Here is a 17417-nt window from a genome sequence, read left to right as displayed (position 1 = left end):
GTTGTTATTTTAAGTCGTCAAATTTAGATAATTCTTTGTGATTTTTAGAAAGTTTTCGTAATAAAATACCGTAAAGTAATTGGTAAAATAACCAGAATAAAACTAAAAAGATTAACAAGAAAATAATTTGAGTAACTAACATTATAGAAAAGAAACTAGATTCACTAATATTAATACCTTCAGCATTAAAAACTTGTTTTAATTTGTTTTGATCGCTAAAGATCATTACGTTAACAATAATTGATAAAATAATAAAAGTAATTAAGTTATAATACACATATACTTTAACTGTTTTACGAACTTTTAATATTTTTTTTAGCAATTCTTTAGTGCCATCCATTATAGAGATAGAACAGTAGTTTTTATAAAAAACATACAAGAAAATAATAATAACCGCATAATGAATATAATAAGTAATATTTAAAAATGTGGTTAAGTTTAATTTCTCATAAATTTCTAAATAGCTACTTTTAGAGGTACAAATATTTAAAATTATCCAAAATGAAAACTCTAAAATTCCAATAATAAAAATCCATTTTACAATTGATGATGATTTGGAATGTGCCATTTTATAAATGTCAACTTTAGAAACAGTATTTGTTTCTTCAGGTTGATTATTCCATGCTTTTTTATATTTATCTAAATCCATTTATGATGGGTTTAATACTTTTTTTAATTTATCTTTTGCTCTGTTCATTTTAACTCTGGCATTTACTTCGCTAATACCTAAAGTTATTGCTATCTCTTTGTAAGGTTTATCTTCTAAATACAAAAAAATAAGCGCCTTATCAATATCATTTAATTTACGAATTGCATTGTACAACGCTTTTAATTGTAGCTCTTCGGTTTCGTCATAATCTTCTGCTTTAATTTTAAAAGCATAATCGGTAATATCCCTAGTTTTTACAGTTCTAGTAGATTTTCTGTATAAAGAAATAGCCGTATTTAAAGCTACCCGATACATCCAGGTACTAAATTTAGCATCTCCTCTAAACTTACTATAGTTTTTCCATAATTGAATCGTTATTTCTTGAAACAAATCGTTATGAGCATCTTGATTTGTAGTATAAAGTCTACATATCTTATGTACAATGTTTTGATTGGATTCAAAATCAGATAAAAACTTATTTTCTAGCTCTTTGTTCACTAAATTTTATATGGTTGATTAGTTATAAGTAGCTCAAAAATACAAATTGTTACAATTCATCCTTAAAAAAATACAGTTGAGTTATATTTAGTTTTAAAAACAAGACAACTAGAGCATCTTTGTAGTGTAATTAATCATAAAAAACTAAAAGATGAAATTTTTAATAACAATGTTAATCGCAAGTTTGTTTTTTGTAACAGGTAAACTAGCAGCTCAAAATAAAACAATTACAGCAACAGTAGTAAATGTTACTTCGGATGAAGGAAAAGTAAGTTTTGCTTTATATAGTAAAGATAACTTTATGAAAAAGCCAATAAAAGCATCTAAATCAATAATTAAAGATGGTAAAAGTGTGGTAGTTTTTAAAGAAATTCCACAAGGAGATTATGCAATTATTTGTTTTCATGATAAAAATGAGAATGATAAAATGGATTTTCAGCCAAACGGAATGCCAATGGAAGATTACGGAGTTTCTACGAACAATATAAATCCATACGGACCTCCTGTTTTTAATGATACAAAGTTTATGATTACTGATAAAGATGTATCTTTAGAAATCAAATTTTAGAAACAAAATATCGATGGAAAAGTACACGTCCAATACATTTACAAGTTTAAAAAAAGATTTTTTAGTATGTTTAAAACTTACGATAGTCTTTGGAGTTATTTTTACAATTATAAACCAACAATTTACCATTAAAGGCGCCGCAATTGTATTTTCATTTTCTGCAATGTATTCGTTTATTTTAGGTTTAGGTAACGGAGTAATTAATAATTATTTAAACACAAGGTGGAACTGGGCTACGCAAACAAACGAAAGAGTTTGGGCAGGCGTAATAGCAACTATTTGTTATACCATTATAGCTGTTTTATTAATTCATTACATACAGTATGTACTAATTTTTAAACACGATTTTTCTGATTTTTTTGATGGAAAACTATTTTGGTCTCATTTATTTGCGATTATAATTTCTTTAGGAATTGCTACCTTTTTTCATGCGCGTAGTTTTATGATAAATTGGAAAGCTTCTGTACAAAAAGTAACTACACAGCACGAAATTGTAGCAAAAACAGAAACCGCAAAGTTTGAAACCTTAAAAAGTCAGTTAGATCCACATTTTTTGTTTAATAGTTTAAATGTGTTAACCTCTTTAATAGGCGAAAACCCAAATCAAGCTGAACGTTTTACAACAAAACTATCAAAAGTTTACAGATATGTTTTAGAGCAACGTAATAAAGAATTAATTCCGTTAGAAGAGGAGTTGAGATTTGCAAAAACATATATGGAATTATTGCAAATGCGATTTGAAGATGCGGTACAGTTTAACATTCCTACAACGGTAAGTAATAGTGAATTAAAAATAGTGCCATTGTCGTTGCAATTATTATTAGAAAACGCGGTAAAACATAATGTAGTTTCATCAACAAAACCATTAGAAATTCACATTTTTGAAGAGAATGGTTTTTTACAAATTCAAAATACGGTTAATCCTAAAGAGGCAATAGGAAAAAGTACAAAAGTAGGATTAAGAAATATTGCAGATCGTTATGGTTTAATAACCAATAAACGTGTAGAAATTAAAAATAATAATAAAACATTTACAGTGAGTTTACCGCTGTTAACAAAAACAAATAATATGTCGTTTAATACAAATAATATAGAAAACAGCAAGTATGTAAGAGCTGTAGAAAGGGTAGAGAAGTTAAAAGAATTTTATCAAAATTTAGCATCGTACTGTATTGTAATTCCTTTTTTAATTTTTATAAATTTAAGATTTTCGCCACAATTTCATTGGTTTTGGTTTCCAATTTTTGGTTGGGGAGTAGGATTAGCTTTTCACTTTTTAGAAGTAAATAATTATAATATTTTCTTAGGAAAAAATTGGGAAGAGCGTAAAATTAAAGAAATGATGAAAGACGATAAAAATTACAAATAAAATGGAAAGAGTATATAAAGATGAGCAAAAGTATATTTTAGCAAAGAAAAGAGTAAAAAAAATAAAAGGGTTTTACACGCACTTAACCATTTACTGTATTGTTATACCAATAATAATTTTTGCAAATTTAAAATTCGAACCACATTTTCATTGGTTTTGGTTTTCGTTAATAGGTTGGGGAATAGGATTGTTTTGTCATTTTTTAAATGTTTTTGTATTCAATAAAATTAGCATTTCAAAAAACTGGGAAGAGCGTAAAATTAAAGAATTAATGAACGAAGATAAAAATTACCAATAAAATGGAAAGTGTATATAAAGAAGAAAACGAATATATTTTAGCCAAAAAAAGAGTAAAAGAAATTAAAGCATTTTATATGCACTTGGCTGTTAATATATTTTCAATAATAACAATTGTGTCAGTTAATTTAATATTCTCACCTCATTATCATTGGTTTTGGTACGCTGTATTAGGAATTGTTATAGCGCAATTAATTCACGGAATAGTTGTGTTTGGGTTTCCAGGATTTGGATTTGATAAAAACTGGGAGGAACGTAAGATTAATGAAATATTAGAAAAAAATGGAAAGAATAGATAATACATCAAACGATTATACTCAAGAGCATAAGTATTTACTCGCAAAAAAAAGAGTTGAAAAAATAAAGGGATTTTATATTCATTTAGCAGTTTATATAGTTGTAAATATTTTTATATCAGCAGTTATTATCTTCGGATTAACAAACGATGGTACTTATAGTTTTGTCGATTCTGTTTTTCACTTCGGAACTTATTCAACTTGGTTGTTTTGGGGAATAGGATTGTTGTTTCATTGGTTGGGAGTTTTTGGATCGAACCTGTTTTTTGGTAAAGATTGGGAAAAGAAAAAAATAGAGGAATACATGAATGATCATAAATTTTAATGATGGAAGTAAACAATTATATACAAGCAGAAAAAAGAGTAAAAAGAATTAAAAGCTTTTATAATCATTTACAAGTTTTTGTAATAATGATGCTGGTTTTATTGTTTTTTTCAAATACAATATTTAATTTTTTTGAAACTCATATTCAAAATACAGGTTCATTAAATTGGGCAAAAGCAAACATTTGGGTAAATTCTTTATTATGGGCAATTGGTGTTTTAGTACACGGTATTTATGCTTTTAAATATAAAATTACTTTTTTAAATAGCTGGGAACAGAAGAAGGTAAATGAATTTATGAACGAAAAATAACGAGAATGAATACAGTACAAAATCAATCAGAAAAATATATAAAAGCAAAAAAACGAATAGAAGATATTAAGAGCTTCTATAAGCATTTAGCAGTTTATATATTGGTAAATTTGTTTTTTATCGGAAGAAGAATTTATAAAGATATTGAATATGGAGCGTCTATTAAAGAAGCTTTATCGGATGTAAGTAATTATAGATTATTTTTTATTTGGGGCTTATTTTTAATTTTTCACGCCATTAGTACTTTCGGAATCGTAAATTTGTTAGGTAAAAATTGGGAAGAACGCAAGATTAAAGAATATATGGAAAAGCATTAATTTTAGAGTTTATGAATGTTATTATTATTGAAGATGAAAAGCCCGCAGCAAGACGTTTAAACAGAATGCTTTCGGTATTAAATATAGAGGTGAAAACGATGTTGCATTCTGTTGAAGAATCAATAAATTGGTTTCAAAATAACGAACATCCAGATTTAATTTTTCTTGATATTCAGTTGTCAGACGGATTGTCGTTTGAGATTTTTGAAGAAGTAACCGTAAAATCTGCCATTATTTTCACAACTGCTTATGACGAATATGCCTTAAAAGCATTTAAATTAAACTCAATAGATTATTTATTAAAACCGCTTGATGAAGACGAGTTAACTGTTGCGGTAAACAAGTTTAAAGAAAATCAAACAAAACAATCTGACGTAAAAGTTAATATTGATGATATTCGTAAACTACTGATAAATCCGGTTGATAGAAAATTTAAAAAGCGATTCACCATAAAAGTAGGTCAACATATAAAAATTATTCATGTTGATGAAATAGAGTGCTTTTATTCAGAAAATAAAGCAACCTATATTCATACAAACTCTAACCGAAATTATTTAATTGATGACTCTTTAGAGCATTGGCAAGAGCAATTAAATCCCGAACATTTTTTTCGTGTAAATCGCACATTTATAGTTCATATAAATGCCATAAAAGATATTGTTTCGTACACAAATTCTCGTTTGCAATTAAAATTACATTCGTTTGATGCAGATGAAATTATAGTAAGTAGAGAACGTGTAAAAGAGTTTAAAAATTGGATTGATTAAGATAATTATCAGAAATTATAATTGTTGTGCTTTTATAAAATCAGAAATTAAATAACTTATAAACTTACCAACTTGATTTATTGCTGATGGATCTTGTACAACAGCAGGAGCTCCTTCACAAATATGAATGTAATTCGCATTTTTATTTTTAGCAAAATAATGTACAAATTGCCTAGCTTGTTGCGTTGTAAATCCACTCGGTGCCATAGCGCTACTCGGAAAATTTTGAATACAATCTAAATCAATTTCAATACCAAAAGGTTTATCCTGAATAAAGTTACTAGCGCGTAACAATTCGTTTTTAAACGGAATAGATTTGTATATTTCTAACTCCTCATACGTGTTGTAATCAATATCGGTATTGCTATGTATGTAATCAAAAACATATTGAGGTGTGTAGTTTTCGTGCAAGCCAAACATAAAATATTTTTCTAAATATTGATGCTTAATTGCATACGAAAACCCGTTACCACTATGGCGTTCTTCTAAACGACGCAAATCGGTATGAGCATCTAAATTAATTACATTTATTGATTGTTTTTTTGCTTCGGATAATCCTTTTAAATTACCGTAAGAATTGTTGTGGCCACCACCAATAACAATCGGAATTTTATTGATTTGAACAATCGTTTTAATAATTTCTGATAATTTTTGATCAATAGCTTTTACTAATAAATCGCCTTTTTCTCTATCAAGTCCATCAAAATTAGTTGCCTCATTTAAAAAATCTAAATAACCTAAAACGAGAATGTTTTTACCGTTTATAAATTGATTTTCTTGCGTGTTTAAAAAAGATTTTAAAGCAGGAATAAAAGCAGTATGTGCACCTCCGTTTCCGTAATTCATTTTTACACCAATATCTTCAGGTACACCGATAATTACAAATTTAGCAGTCGAGTTTTTAAGCTCATTAAGTGTTGTAATTGTTTGTGCTTTTTGGCCTAGTTTTGTTTCGCCTTCTCTCGGGTTTACAAAATCAGCAATGTTTTTTTGAGAAAATAATTGTAACATTTTAAATAGCTTTTCCGTTAATAAAAACAGTGTCAATCAACACCGATCCGAAGTTATAAGGAATGGCACCGTAGCTTAAAATTTCTTTAGTAAGTATAAAATTAGCTTTTTTTCCTTTGGTAATACTCCCAACTTCATTAGATAAATTCATTGCATACGCACCGTTTATAGTAGCTGCATTTATGGCTTCTTCAGGTGTCATTTTCATTTTAATACAAGCAGTTGCTACTACAAAATTCATGTTTCCAGAAGGAGTAGAGCCAGGGTTAAAATCGGTTGCTAAAGCTAAAGGTAAATTGGCGTTTATAATATCGCGCGCTGGTGTGTATGGAATACTTAAAAAGTATGAGCAAGATGGCAATGCTACAGGCATGGTATTGGTTCCTTTTAAAGCATTAATATCATCAGAGTTCATCACTTCTAAATGATCTACAGATAAGGCATCGTGTTTTACACTAACTTGAACACCACCAATAGTTGTAAATTGATTTACGTGTACTTTTGGAGTTAAACCATGTCTTTTTCCTGCGGATAAAATTTTGTCAGTATCTTCTACAGAGAAATAACCCGTTTCGCAAAAAGCATCGATAAAATCGGCTAAATTTTCTTCGGCTATTTTAGGTAACATTTCATTAATAATTAAATTAATGTAACCTTCTTTGTTATTTTTATATTCCTTCGGAAAAGCGTGTGCGCCTAAAAAAGTAGCTTTGATAGGAAGTTTGTAATTATCTCTTAATTTTTTAATAACACGCAACATTTTTAACTCAGCATCAACCGTTAAACCATACCCTGATTTTATTTCTACAGCTCCAGTACCTAATTGCATAACTTCCTCTAGTCGAACGGCAGATTGATGGTATAAATCTTCTTCAGAAGTTTCTTGTAATTTTTTTGCTGAATTTAGAATTCCACCACCATTATTTGCAATTTCTTCGTAAGTTAATCCGTTAATTCGATCAACAAATTCTTGTTCGCGGTTACCAGCATATACAATATGTGTATGAGAATCACACCAAGTAGGTAAAATCATTTTCCCCTTACAATCAATAGTTTTATCAGCAGAAATAGATAAATTATCCATCGAGCCAAAATCAAGAATTGTGTCGTTTTTAACGAATAAAAAAGCATTTTTTATAGTAGGTAAAACGTTCATTTCTTTTCCTGAAACTTTTTTAACACTAGCTGCCCTAACTTGAATTAATTCTTTAATGTTTATGAATAAAGTAGTCATGTAATTTTTTTAAATGATGGAATACAAATTTAAGCCAAAAACCATAGAAAAACAGGCTTTGTTAACTCAAAATATTTATAAACAGATAATGAGTAATTATTGTTTATTTGAGTTTTTAAAAACTAAAAAATAAAGAAATATTATTTTAATTTTTAAAAACTTTTTTAATACTATTACCTATTTTTTTAGTCTCTTTACCAACTTTTTTTGCTCCTTTTTTTAGATCGTTTTTAACTTTTTTAAACTCTCTTCTCCATTTTTTATGTTTAAACTCAGCCTTCCCAATTTTAATTCCTTTTTTTACATCATCAAATAAAGCTTTTTGTCCTTTTTTAACTTTTTTTACAAGTTTATTTACTTTTACTTCAACAGCTCCTTTTTCAACCTCTACATCTAATTTGTTATTAGTTGTATTAACATTAAACTCTGTACCAAGTACTTTTATTTCTCCTGTTGAAGTTTTAACGATAAAGGGAGAAGCGTTGTGCTTAACACTATAAAAAGCCTCTCCGTTTTGTGAAACAATTCTTTGTTTAAAATCATTATTATATTCAACTGTACTATTTTTATTTAAATAAGCTTTAGATCCATCAGGAAAAACAATAGTTTTAAACTCGTTTTTAGAATTTATTGTTGTGTCAAAATCTGAACACGAAATAAATGTTGAAATAAGTAGCACAAAAATTAGAGATAGGTTTTTCATATATTTAAGTTTAGTTTCTTGTAAAAAAACGAAATTACACTTTTATATAGTTGTTGTAAAATTTTTTAAATTAAAAAAGGGTAATCGGTATAGCCTCTGGCATCTCCACCACCAAATAGGGTGTGGTTGTCGCTAATTTGGTTCATTGGTGCATTTTGTTTAACTCGTTGAGGATAATCGGGATTGGTTAAAAATTTACGACCAAAACCAACAATATCTACTAAATTACTTGCTAATAGCGTATTTGCTTGCTCGGGCGTTTTGTTACCTGTGGCAATAATTGTTTTACTAAATGTGCTGCGTAATTCTGTTCTAAAGCTGGTCGGAATTTCGGGTGCATCATCCCAGTCGGCTTCGCATAAATGAATGTAGGTAGCTCCAATTTCTTCCATTTTTTTTGTTGCCAGCATAATCGTGTCTAAAATTTCTGGATCATTCATGTCTTTAAAACTGATAAAAGGAGATAATCTAACGCCTGTTTTTTCTGCCCCTATTTCATTTACAACTGCTTCTGTGATTTCTGTAAGAATTCGAACTCTATTTTCTTTGCTTCCGCCATATTTATCCGTTCTTATGTTGGAATTGCTTCTTAAAAACTGATCGATTAAATAACCATTTGCACCGTGTATTTCTACGCCATCAAAACCTGCGGCTATGGCATTTTTTGCTCCAATTCTAAAATCTTCTATTACTTGGTTAATGTCAGCCTGTGTCATTTCTTTAGGAGACTCAACAGGTACAAAAGTAGCATCACCATTAGGGGCGCCATCAAAAATATATACACTGGTTTCTTTGGCAATTTTTGCAGAAGGTCCAATAGGTTGCAAGCCGTTTACTTGCGAGCTAGAAACTCTGCCAACGTGCCATAATTGCAAGAAAATTTTGCTTCCTTTTTTATGTACTTCTTCGGTAATTAATTTCCAACCTTCTATTTGCTCTGGAATGTAAATTCCGGGAGTTTTAGCATAACCTTTTCCTTGTAAGGATATTTGTGTTGCTTCGGTAATAATAATACCAGCACTGGCTCTTTGACCATAATATTCTGCCATTAAAGCATTCGGAACATCTCCTGGTTGTGTGGCTCTAGAACGTGTCATTGGTGCCATTAAAAAACGATTTTCCAATGCAATTCCGTTCATGTTGTACGGTGTAAATAAGGTGTTTTTCATGAGTTTAGTTTTTAAATTCTACCGTAGTAAAAATGAGTGTTGTTGTTCCTATGTTTTCTAAGTTATGAACAAAGTAATTCTTGTTACTTAAATCATTAAAATATTTGATGTCATCTTTTTGGTAAGTGGTTTCTATTACACTTCCATTAGTGTAATAAGAGCGTGATTTTCCCTTACATTTTGCAGTATAAAAATAAGGTTTGCTGTGTTGATGAAAAGGTAAAGTAGCTCCTGCTGGTAAATGGATGCTCCAAACTTTAACTTGGTCGGTTTCTAACAGCAGTTGCTCACCAACATTGTTGTTGTTCTTATTTTCTTTAGCTGCTTTTATTAAGGTGTCATTCCACGGGAAACTCCAATCTCCTTTTTTATTTATGGTAGTTATTTTCATTTTTTAAAATGATATTTCAATAATTTATTATCTAACATTAAAGGAATAAAAACCGATTTGGTGTTTTTATCAAAATAGGTATCGGCACTTCCTTTTGGTAAATCAATTACCTTGGTAGTGGTTTTTGATTTGTTGGCATAGTACAATAGTTTACCTGCAAACCAATCGGATAATAAGTATCCGTGTATGGTTTGACTTAGGCCATCTAAATTTCCAATGGGTGCTGTTATGGTTTCAATAGCTTTGGTTTTTAGATCTACACTTAATAGTTTTCCGGATACTTTGGTTGCAAAAGTTTCGGAGTTTAAATCTACTCCCCAACCGGCAGCCATTAGTTTGTTTTTTGAAATAGTTAAGCCATTGGGCATATTTAACTTTTCATCTTTTAGCCATAGTTCTGCTTTTCTGTTTTCTGTTGCGGGCAATTTATAGATACCGCTAAAGCCAAAGGTATTACTGGCAAAAACAGTTCCTTTTTCATCAACAGTAATGTCGTTTAAAAAGGTTGCTCCATCGGCTTTGTAGCTCTTTACGATACGTCCGGTTGGAATGTCTATTTCTACAATTTTATCAATATCGGTAACGTATAATTTATTTTTAAAAATGACTAAGCCTTTAGGGGCATCAAAGCCTGTAATCCATTTTTGAGTGGTAATTTTTCCTTCTAAACTTACTTTAGAAATGTATCCGTTGCCATCCTTATCGGTAGGTGCTCCATTTACGTTAGAGACATAAAGTGTGTTGTTTGTTTCATCTAAAACAACGCTTTCTGGATTTTCGAAACCTGTGGTTTCCCAATCTTTTTCTAATTGAAAAGGAAGTTTATTTTGTGCATTTACAGTAACTGTAAGTGCTAATGCTAATAGTGTTATTGTGCTTTTCATGGTTATTTTTTTTGTAGCCCTGATTGAGCTATTTGTTTGAAATCCTTTTTGCTTTTTCGGCAAAAAGATTGAGTAGCGAAAGCAGGTTCCCGGCTCCTATTTATTAAATTTAATTTCTGAATTATCTATTGGTGTGTTGGGGTCGTTTTTAACCATGTTGGCTATTTCATCTTTTCGCATAAACACAACGCCTTTATGTTGTTTGGCGTATTCAATAAATTGGTTTAGCGCGTTTACAACTGCTGGTGCTCCTCCAATTCTGTCGTGCATGCTAATGCTCATCATTCTTCTTTTGTTGGCTCCTTCGGCATACAATTGGTCAAATTCCATTTTTAATTGTGCTAAGTGTTGGTCGGGACTCCAGTTTTTACCTGCAATGTTTACAATATCATTATTGCGTAAGGTGTATGGCATTACCACAAAATTTTTGCCTCTTACTTTGGTAATAAATGGTTCGTCTCTACTTAGGTCGTCAATGTGGTATAAAAAGTCTAAATCTTGCAAAACTTTAAGGGTGTTTGGGCCTCTTCGTAACCAGTTGGCATTGTAGCCTCTGCCTCTTTTTCCGGTGATGGCTTCAACGGTGTCAATTCCTTTTTTTATAAAGGCTAATTCATCTTGGTAACTTAAGTTCCATTGGTCGCTCCAAGCAATTCCGTGGGCTGCAATTTCGTGTCCGCCATTGGCAATTGCTTGGGCAACTTCAGGGTATTTTATTGCTGCTTCGCCTACTACGTGAGAGGTTACTTTAATGTCGTGCTTTTTCCAAAGGTCTAACATGCGGTAAATGCCTTCTTTTGCTCCGTATCTAAACCAGCTTTCGGCAGGCATATCGGGGTTTCCTTTGGGTAATGGGTTGCCCGAAAAAGGACTTTCTGCTCCTTCGGGTTGCCCGCCTGTTTCAAATTGCATGGATACCGAAATAACCAGTTGTGCATCGTTAGGCCAGTAACTTTTAGCTGGTTTGTCGTCTTTTAGTTTAAATGCTGTAAGCGAAATTATTAGCGTTGCTGCTACTGCTATGGGTATTATTAATGTTTTTTTCATTGTTTTGTGTTATTTAAAAGTTACTATTTCGGTTAATGGTCTGCGTGTTTTTGCTCTGGGTTCGTTTACCCGATAGCCAAAAGCTACCATGTACGATAAGCCATATAATTGGGTATCAATGCCTAAATCTTCTTGTATTATTTTTTCGCTTATTTGTTGGTTAAATCCTTCGATGGGGCAGGAGTCAATGCCAATCATGGCAGCACTTGTCATCATATTAGCTAAAGGAATGTAGCATTGTTTGGCTGCCCAATCAAATAGTTTTCTATCATCGGTTAAGTCAAAATCAGATTGTTGAAATTCTTGATACATTTTTCCTTTTCCTTCTACTACATTTTCGGGCAGTTCTTGTACGTTTTTCATAAAATCGCCAATGTACTTGCTGTCGTATTTCGTTAGCGGACTTTTCATGGTTAATCCTAAAACAAAATGACTTGCAGTATCTAACTTTGCAGTTGCTCCCCAAGCACTTTCTTTTAATTTGGTTCGTAATGTTTTGTTTTGAACGACTACAAAATGCCAAGGTTCAAATCCGAAAGAGCTGGGCGATAATAATCCTGTTTTAAGGATAAACTCCATGTCTGCATCGCTTACTGTTTTGCTGGTATCAAATAGTTTGCATGCGTGTCGGTAGTTGTATGCGGCTAATATTTCTTGTTTATTAATCATTGCTATTTTAATTTGTTGGTACAAATATATTGTAGGTTTAAAGATTTGTTGTTGTATAAATTCATTGTATTTTTGTACTTATATGTTGTAAGTTGTGGCAAAACGTTTTTATATTACCAAAAATTTAGATGTACTAGAGTTTGAAGCTGTAGGTGAATGGGGCTACCCAAGGCATAAGCATAATTTTTTTGAGATTACTTTTATTTTAAAAGGAAGCGGACAACATATTTTAAATGATAGCATTATCAATTACAATAAAGGCGACATCTTTTTTTTAACGCCAAAAGATGAGCATGAGTTTGTGGTTGCCGAACCTACCACCTTTGGTATTATAAAGTTTACGGAGCAGTTGTTTTTAGAAAAAGCTTCGTTTTCTTCTAGCAATTATTGGCGAAAAAGTATTGATACTGTTGTTTTTCATGCGAATATTATTGCTGAAAGCGTGGTGCATTGTAAAAACGACCAACAACAATTAATGGGCTTATATACACTTATTAAAAGTGAAATGGAAAATGCCTTATCCTACAATCGCAATGTGCTTACCGAGTTGTTTGGTGCCTTGCTAATCATCTTATCACGAAACTTAAAATCTACCATAAAAAATAGGGGAATACAAACGATTTCTAATAAAGAGAAAATAGATGGTATTTTAACTTATGTTAGGCAAAATGTGTTGGATAAAGAAAAGGTAAAGATTAAATCGATTGCCGATCAGTTTTATTTATCGCCCAATTATGTAAGTGTTTTTATTAAGAAACATGCGGGTATTTCGTTGCAACAATATGTTATAGAAACCAAAATAAAAATGGCAGAACGTTTACTAAAACAAACGCATTTAAGCATTAACGAAATAGCGGAGAAACTAAAGTTTACAGACTCAAGTCATTTTAATAGAATTTTTAAAAAGAAAGTAGGCGTAAACCCAAGTGATTTTAAAAAGTAGTTTTTAAGTTTGTTGTTTTGTTGTGGCAATTACAATTAGTATAATACTAACTCCTTGAGGTTGATTGTTTTTAATATGATTTTTATTCAATATTTTGATTTATATAGAAGTTTTACTCTTTGTTTATATTATAAATCGGATGTTTTAAAAATATCAGTTTTTAATCTAAACCTACTTGTGAAAAAGATCATAAGTAGGTTTATATAGGTAATTAATAGATGTATTGTTGTATCTACTTTTAATATTTTGTTGCAGTCCAGGTTTTATCAGGGGTACCATTAAAAGTATAGGTTCCAGACATGGTATCAGCATCTAAAACACCTGTAAATTGATAAGAAGTATTTGTTGTTTCTGATGAATCTAAGTCATATGTTAAGTTATTTCCGTCTAAAGACCAAGTACCATTTGTTAAGTAAGCTCCAGGGTTACTAGGTTCGTCATAAATAGTTGTTCCATCAGGGTTAAAAGTTACGTCAGCATTCCAAGAACCTGTTGATGTATTTGGATCATGTATTAATAAAAAATCCCAAGTTGAGTTCTCTAAAGAGCTGGTGCTAAAAGATAACTCAGAAGAATAGTTTGTTCCTGAATTATCAGTAGCATAAACTTTAAAATAATACATAGTATTTGCTGTTAATCCAGTAATTATACTAGAAAATGTGTTTAATGTTTCGGTAGTTTTATTGTCATTTATTGTAGGGTTTTCATTTGTACTCCAACAAATACCACGAGAAATAATTTCATTTTCTTCATTAGGTGTTATTATCCCGTTAATTTTAATTGTAGTAAAAGTTATCTCCACATTATCTATTGTTGTATTGCTAATTACTGTTGGAGGAGTTATTTCAGGTTCATCATTTTCGCTGCAAGCAATAAAGCAGATAATTAATGTAAATACAGTAATAATTTTAAAAAAATAATTTTTCATGATATAAATAATTTTAATTAGACCTACTTCAAAATTTAATTGGCTTTTCGGTTTGTTCCCAATATTAAACTCAGTTATGTATTGTTATAAAAGAGGTTGTGTTTTTTTTAGTAAAACCTAGATATATTTTTCTTTTTAAATGTTCTTTAAAGAATTACTTGTGTGAAAAATGTAAATGTTGTATTTTTTTATACATAAAACACTTTAGTTTTTAAAAATAAAAGAAATTAAGTTCTTTGTAAATACCTAGTTTTGGGTATTTTTAATGATCTTTTTTAAAGCGTATTCATATTTCAACGTTCTATTGATTCTCTCCGAAATAACTAAATAATTGTGTCCATTTTTTGTTTTAATGTATGTAATGTCACTTACCCAAAGTTGTTCGGGTTTAGTAGGTATTTTGTTTATAATGAGATTTTTATGTTTTTTTAAATAAATGATTAGAGTTTGTAGTAGTTATGTAGTTTTTGAGTTTAGGAACAAGTAAATTATGTAGTCTTAATACATCAAAAAACTTATCTCTACCGATTTTAATATCTTATTCAATTAACTGACTTTTAAATTCTTTATATAGTTTTTTACCTCCAGTTTTTGGTTGTGGCTAACGTTTTTGTATAATGTTAGTTGCGTTGTTTAATGCCACTAATTTAGCAAAAAAACACGAACTAGAATATTCCGCAGGAATATTCGTAAGTAGGCGAGTAGTAGCAATTAATTTTATACGGTGTTAGGTGTAGTTTTTTTATTCAAATAGATTTTCTTTATCTAAATTCTTTATTGATGATTTTCTGACTGAAAGATAATAAATCAAGTGCATAATTAAAAAGACTGACCAAATTAAAGCTGTGATATAAATTACTTTAATATTCTCATATTTTGATTCAAAAGCAAATACAAACCATAATACCGAAACTAGATTATGAGCTAAAAATGTAAATAAGTGAAATCTAAATCCAATATCATAAATTGGAAGGTATTCATATTCTTTTCTCCCAAAGTATCTTCCGTTAAACCACATTAAAATTCCATAAACAATTGCGCATATAATAACTCCTAAAGTCATTTTGTTAGTAATTGATGTACTTAATACAATTCGGAATAATATTGTCAGAATAATTGTTCCTAAAGTAAATTTTAATAAATTATTTGTTATTAATGTTTTCATATCTTTTTATTTTTTTAGAAGGTTTTTTATTTCGGTGGAAAAAAACAGTTCTATGTTTCTTTCGATAAACTTTTCAAGTAATTCAGTTCCCATTTTGGTCAAGAAGTAGTATTTCCTGTCAGGTCCTTTATTTCCTTTTTTATTTACAAATGTTACTACGTCAATATGTTCATATTTCCGCAAATTTCTATAAAGACTTTGTTCTTCACAGTTAATTGTGTTTTTGGATTTACTTTCTATAAACCCTTTAATTTCGTCAACATATTTTTGTCCATCTTTCAACGCAAGAAATATCCATAAAGTTAGTTGTCCTTTTTTATAAGTTTCCTCCCAAGAATAGAGTAAATCAGGTAGTATGTTTTTTGTCATAATCAAATGGTATTATTCAATTTGTATAATACAAATATATAATTATTTTTTGATTTTTCAAATTTTGTTGAATTTTCAGAAGTTTTTGTATTGTCCTGATATAGGTTGACCTTTTTTCAGGTTAATTTATACCGTTCAAACTATTTTTTTAGCCGTTTAGAAGGCAAAAACTATTTTGAACTATGTTTGTTTTTAAATTGTTAGTTCAGTCAAATTTACATTATTTTTTCGATAGGATTTGTATTTGATGTTTGGATTTAAATGTACTTCTGCTGGTTTTCTTAAATCAAGGCTAAAATGAGTTCTTAAATTGTTGTAAATATCTACGGCCTGTTTAGCTAACTTTTGAGCAATAGGAGTGTTTTTAAGACAGTTTCTAAGTCCATGTTCATATTTCAACGTTCTATTGATTCTCTCAGCAATAGCGTTTTCATACGGATCATATTGCTCTGTCATACTCATTGTTATTCCATTATTTTCAGCAAACAGAGTATATTCAGGGCAACAGTATTGCATACCTCTATCAGAATGATGAATCAATTTTTTCGATGGATATTTTCTATTTTTTAAAGCCATCTTTAAAGCGTTCTTACAGAGTGATACTTTCATATGGTTATCTAGTTTATATCCCATAATTTTCTTTGAATATGCATCAGTTACAATAGCTAAATAGTTGTGTCCATTTTCTGTTTTAATGTATGTAATATCGCTTACCCAAAGTTGTTCGGGTCTCGTAGGTATTTTGTTTATAATGAGGTTTTTGTACTTTTTAAATAAATGATTAGAATTCGTGGTAGTTATGTAGTTTTTGAGTTTAGGAACCAGTAAATTATGTAGTCTTAATACTTCAAAAAACTTATCTCTACCGATTTTAATATCTTGTTCAATTAACTGATTTTTAAGTTCTTTATATAGTTTTTTACCTCCAGTTCTGGAGCTTACTTTTTTACGATATTCTTTGACCATCGTAATTATTTTAATGTCGTTAATAGCTTTGGTTTGTTTTACTTTTTCTCTTTTGTAAAAGGCTTGTTTACTAATCCCAAAACATTGATAGAACCATTTTCTTTTAAACGGTTTTTCTTTTTTAGTGCTATCTCTTTCGCTAATGTTTTGGGCAACGACTTTTTTGACATACCAACACCTGTGATGATTTCCATATCCGCAATAATATCTTGCTGAAAGTCTTTTACAAACTCCAGTTCTTCAATACGTTCCTTTAGTTTTTTAATTTCATCTAATTTACTCATACCAGTATTTTGTTGCATTAAAGTAGTATATTTTTTGATCCAATAGGCAATTGTAGTTCTTGGAACGACATATTTTTTGGAAGCAAAGTTAGTAGAGATCTGACCATTTAGAATTTGGTCAACGACAGATAATTTGAGTTCGAGTGTTACTTTTTGATAGCTTTTTTTTCGCCAGTGTTCATTTTGTGTTTTCATAAGTGACTATAATTAAATGTTTAATTTTTAGTCAACCTATTTCAGGACGATTCAATTTTCAT

General features: G+C 30.0%; 24 protein-coding genes. 9 read left to right on the top strand and 15 right to left on the bottom strand.

Annotated elements, in window-relative coordinates; genetic code table 11:
• Positions 1–4: 4 nt before the first annotated feature.
• Both ACN5J5_RS01115 and ACN5J5_RS01110 read right to left on the bottom strand, forming a co-directional pair.
• The gene (locus ACN5J5_RS01115) at positions 5–649 is read right to left on the bottom strand and encodes a hypothetical protein (protein WP_418645521.1); all 645 of its coding nucleotides are present in this window, start codon (positions 647–649) and stop codon (positions 5–7) included.
• Positions 650–1147, bottom strand: coding sequence for an RNA polymerase sigma factor (locus ACN5J5_RS01110; protein ID WP_418645520.1), 498 nt, complete (start codon positions 1145–1147; stop codon positions 650–652).
• 151 nt (positions 1148–1298) lie between these two features.
• On the opposite strand from ACN5J5_RS01110, the gene ACN5J5_RS01105 reads away from it, so the two are divergent.
• From ACN5J5_RS01105 to ACN5J5_RS01070, 8 genes are read left to right on the top strand one after another with little or no spacing between them, the layout of a single operon-like run.
• Positions 1299–1715, top strand: a complete 417-nt coding sequence (locus tag ACN5J5_RS01105) for a DUF2141 domain-containing protein (RefSeq protein WP_418645519.1) — start codon at positions 1299–1301, stop codon at positions 1713–1715.
• 13 nt (positions 1716–1728) lie between these two features.
• Positions 1729–3084: a 2TM domain-containing protein gene (locus ACN5J5_RS01100; RefSeq protein WP_418645518.1), complete on the top strand. Its 1356-nt coding sequence runs from the start codon at positions 1729–1731 to the stop codon at positions 3082–3084.
• 1 nt (position 3085) lies between these two features.
• Positions 3086–3382 (top strand): 2TM domain-containing protein, encoded by a 297-nt coding sequence (locus ACN5J5_RS01095; protein ID WP_418645517.1) that lies wholly within the window; start codon positions 3086–3088, stop codon positions 3380–3382.
• Position 3383: 1 nt separating this feature from the next.
• Positions 3384–3680, top strand: coding sequence for a 2TM domain-containing protein (locus tag ACN5J5_RS01090; RefSeq protein ID WP_418645516.1), 297 nt, complete (start codon positions 3384–3386; stop codon positions 3678–3680).
• Positions 3664–4002 (top strand): 2TM domain-containing protein, encoded by a 339-nt coding sequence (locus tag ACN5J5_RS01085; RefSeq protein ID WP_418645515.1) that lies wholly within the window; start codon positions 3664–3666, stop codon positions 4000–4002. The genes ACN5J5_RS01090 and ACN5J5_RS01085 overlap by 17 nt, the downstream gene beginning before the upstream one ends.
• Before the next feature lie 2 nt (positions 4003–4004).
• Positions 4005–4313 (top strand): 2TM domain-containing protein, encoded by a 309-nt coding sequence (locus ACN5J5_RS01080; RefSeq protein WP_418645514.1) that lies wholly within the window; start codon positions 4005–4007, stop codon positions 4311–4313.
• Positions 4314–4318: 5 nt separating this feature from the next.
• Complete coding sequence (locus tag ACN5J5_RS01075; RefSeq protein ID WP_418645513.1) at positions 4319–4630, top strand: 2TM domain-containing protein; 312 nt, start codon at positions 4319–4321, stop codon at positions 4628–4630.
• Positions 4631–4641: 11 nt separating this feature from the next.
• Complete coding sequence (locus ACN5J5_RS01070) at positions 4642–5397, top strand: LytR/AlgR family response regulator transcription factor (protein ID WP_418645512.1); 756 nt, start codon at positions 4642–4644, stop codon at positions 5395–5397.
• Between the two features lie 15 nt (positions 5398–5412).
• Here the strand turns inward: ACN5J5_RS01070 and ACN5J5_RS01065 are convergent, their stop codons facing one another.
• The 8 genes from ACN5J5_RS01065 to ACN5J5_RS01030 form a co-directional block, all read right to left on the bottom strand.
• A complete protein-coding gene (locus ACN5J5_RS01065) occupies positions 5413–6408 on the bottom strand; it encodes a formimidoylglutamase (protein WP_418645511.1) in 996 nt (331 codons plus the stop codon).
• Position 6409: 1 nt separating this feature from the next.
• Positions 6410–7642 (bottom strand): imidazolonepropionase, encoded by a 1233-nt coding sequence (hutI, locus tag ACN5J5_RS01060; protein WP_418645510.1) that lies wholly within the window; start codon positions 7640–7642, stop codon positions 6410–6412.
• Positions 7643–7787: 145 nt separating this feature from the next.
• A complete protein-coding gene (locus ACN5J5_RS01055; protein WP_418645509.1) occupies positions 7788–8345 on the bottom strand; it encodes a FecR family protein in 558 nt (185 codons plus the stop codon).
• Between the two features lie 65 nt (positions 8346–8410).
• The gene (locus ACN5J5_RS01050; RefSeq protein WP_418645508.1) at positions 8411–9514 is read right to left on the bottom strand and encodes an alkene reductase; all 1104 of its coding nucleotides are present in this window, start codon (positions 9512–9514) and stop codon (positions 8411–8413) included.
• A 4-nt stretch (positions 9515–9518) separates the two neighbouring features.
• Entirely contained in the window at positions 9519–9905 is a 387-nt protein-coding gene (locus ACN5J5_RS01045) for a hypothetical protein (protein WP_418645507.1), read from the bottom strand.
• Entirely contained in the window at positions 9902–10789 is an 888-nt protein-coding gene (locus tag ACN5J5_RS01040) for an SMP-30/gluconolactonase/LRE family protein (protein WP_418645506.1), read from the bottom strand. The genes ACN5J5_RS01045 and ACN5J5_RS01040 overlap by 4 nt, the downstream gene beginning before the upstream one ends.
• Before the next feature lie 96 nt (positions 10790–10885).
• Entirely contained in the window at positions 10886–11836 is a 951-nt protein-coding gene (locus ACN5J5_RS01035; RefSeq protein WP_418645505.1) for a polysaccharide deacetylase family protein, read from the bottom strand.
• Between the two features lie 9 nt (positions 11837–11845).
• A complete protein-coding gene (locus ACN5J5_RS01030) occupies positions 11846–12505 on the bottom strand; it encodes an NAD(P)H-dependent oxidoreductase (RefSeq protein WP_418645504.1) in 660 nt (219 codons plus the stop codon).
• 94 nt (positions 12506–12599) lie between these two features.
• On the opposite strand from ACN5J5_RS01030, the gene ACN5J5_RS01025 reads away from it, so the two are divergent.
• Complete coding sequence (locus ACN5J5_RS01025) at positions 12600–13448, top strand: AraC family transcriptional regulator (protein WP_418645503.1); 849 nt, start codon at positions 12600–12602, stop codon at positions 13446–13448.
• 238 nt (positions 13449–13686) lie between these two features.
• Here the strand turns inward: ACN5J5_RS01025 and ACN5J5_RS01020 are convergent, their stop codons facing one another.
• The 5 genes from ACN5J5_RS01020 to ACN5J5_RS01000 all read right to left on the bottom strand — a co-directional run bounded on the left by ACN5J5_RS01020 (position 13687) and on the right by ACN5J5_RS01000 (position 17355).
• Positions 13687–14376 carry a hypothetical protein gene (locus tag ACN5J5_RS01020; protein ID WP_418645502.1) on the bottom strand — a complete coding sequence of 230 codons (690 nt, stop codon included), beginning with the start codon at positions 14374–14376 and terminating at the stop codon, positions 13687–13689.
• Between the two features lie 742 nt (positions 14377–15118).
• The gene (locus ACN5J5_RS01015; protein ID WP_418645501.1) at positions 15119–15541 is read right to left on the bottom strand and encodes a hypothetical protein; all 423 of its coding nucleotides are present in this window, start codon (positions 15539–15541) and stop codon (positions 15119–15121) included.
• 6 nt (positions 15542–15547) lie between these two features.
• Positions 15548–15910 (bottom strand): PadR family transcriptional regulator, encoded by a 363-nt coding sequence (locus tag ACN5J5_RS01010; protein ID WP_418645500.1) that lies wholly within the window; start codon positions 15908–15910, stop codon positions 15548–15550.
• Positions 15911–16102: 192 nt separating this feature from the next.
• The gene (locus ACN5J5_RS01005) at positions 16103–16951 is read right to left on the bottom strand and encodes an IS3 family transposase (protein WP_418646517.1); all 849 of its coding nucleotides are present in this window, start codon (positions 16949–16951) and stop codon (positions 16103–16105) included.
• Positions 16915–17355, bottom strand: coding sequence for a helix-turn-helix domain-containing protein (locus tag ACN5J5_RS01000; protein WP_418645493.1), 441 nt, complete (start codon positions 17353–17355; stop codon positions 16915–16917). Before ACN5J5_RS01000 ends, ACN5J5_RS01005 begins: the two co-directional genes overlap by 37 nt.
• Positions 17356–17417 lie beyond the last annotated feature (62 nt).

The organism is Tenacibaculum insulae, from assembly GCF_964512435.1.
GTDB lineage: Bacteria > Bacteroidota > Bacteroidia > Flavobacteriales > Flavobacteriaceae > Polaribacter > Polaribacter insulae_A.
This window is presented reverse-complemented; position numbering and strand designations above follow the sequence as displayed.

Excerpts from the sequence above, each read along its gene's own strand:
- ACN5J5_RS01065 (WP_418645511.1), bottom strand. The coding sequence starts at position 6,408 with ATGTTACAATTATTTTCTCAAAAAAACATTGCTGATTTTGTAAACCCG.
- ACN5J5_RS01030 (WP_418645504.1), bottom strand. The coding sequence starts at position 12,505 with ATGATTAATAAACAAGAAATATTAGCCGCATACAACTACCGACACGCA.
- ACN5J5_RS01080 (WP_418645514.1), top strand. The coding sequence starts at position 4,005 with ATGGAAGTAAACAATTATATACAAGCAGAAAAAAGAGTAAAAAGAATT.
- ACN5J5_RS01115 (WP_418645521.1), bottom strand. The coding sequence starts at position 649 with ATGGATTTAGATAAATATAAAAAAGCATGGAATAATCAACCTGAAGAA.
- ACN5J5_RS01055 (WP_418645509.1), bottom strand. The coding sequence starts at position 8,345 with ATGAAAAACCTATCTCTAATTTTTGTGCTACTTATTTCAACATTTATT.
- ACN5J5_RS01075 (WP_418645513.1), top strand. The coding sequence starts at position 4,319 with ATGAATACAGTACAAAATCAATCAGAAAAATATATAAAAGCAAAAAAA.
- ACN5J5_RS01000 (WP_418645493.1), bottom strand. The coding sequence starts at position 17,355 with ATGAAAACACAAAATGAACACTGGCGAAAAAAAAGCTATCAAAAAGTA.
- ACN5J5_RS01015 (WP_418645501.1), bottom strand. The coding sequence starts at position 15,541 with ATGAAAACATTAATAACAAATAATTTATTAAAATTTACTTTAGGAACA.
- ACN5J5_RS01070 (WP_418645512.1), top strand. The coding sequence starts at position 4,642 with ATGAATGTTATTATTATTGAAGATGAAAAGCCCGCAGCAAGACGTTTA.
- ACN5J5_RS01105 (WP_418645519.1), top strand. The coding sequence starts at position 1,299 with ATGAAATTTTTAATAACAATGTTAATCGCAAGTTTGTTTTTTGTAACA.
- ACN5J5_RS01010 (WP_418645500.1), bottom strand. The coding sequence starts at position 15,910 with ATGACAAAAAACATACTACCTGATTTACTCTATTCTTGGGAGGAAACT.
- ACN5J5_RS01035 (WP_418645505.1), bottom strand. The coding sequence starts at position 11,836 with ATGAAAAAAACATTAATAATACCCATAGCAGTAGCAGCAACGCTAATA.
- hutI (WP_418645510.1), bottom strand. The coding sequence starts at position 7,642 with ATGACTACTTTATTCATAAACATTAAAGAATTAATTCAAGTTAGGGCA.
- ACN5J5_RS01090 (WP_418645516.1), top strand. The coding sequence starts at position 3,384 with ATGGAAAGTGTATATAAAGAAGAAAACGAATATATTTTAGCCAAAAAA.
- ACN5J5_RS01020 (WP_418645502.1), bottom strand. The coding sequence starts at position 14,376 with ATGAAAAATTATTTTTTTAAAATTATTACTGTATTTACATTAATTATC.
- ACN5J5_RS01095 (WP_418645517.1), top strand. The coding sequence starts at position 3,086 with ATGGAAAGAGTATATAAAGATGAGCAAAAGTATATTTTAGCAAAGAAA.
- ACN5J5_RS01100 (WP_418645518.1), top strand. The coding sequence starts at position 1,729 with ATGGAAAAGTACACGTCCAATACATTTACAAGTTTAAAAAAAGATTTT.
- ACN5J5_RS01085 (WP_418645515.1), top strand. The coding sequence starts at position 3,664 with ATGGAAAGAATAGATAATACATCAAACGATTATACTCAAGAGCATAAG.
- ACN5J5_RS01050 (WP_418645508.1), bottom strand. The coding sequence starts at position 9,514 with ATGAAAAACACCTTATTTACACCGTACAACATGAACGGAATTGCATTG.
- ACN5J5_RS01045 (WP_418645507.1), bottom strand. The coding sequence starts at position 9,905 with ATGAAAATAACTACCATAAATAAAAAAGGAGATTGGAGTTTCCCGTGG.
- ACN5J5_RS01040 (WP_418645506.1), bottom strand. The coding sequence starts at position 10,789 with ATGAAAAGCACAATAACACTATTAGCATTAGCACTTACAGTTACTGTA.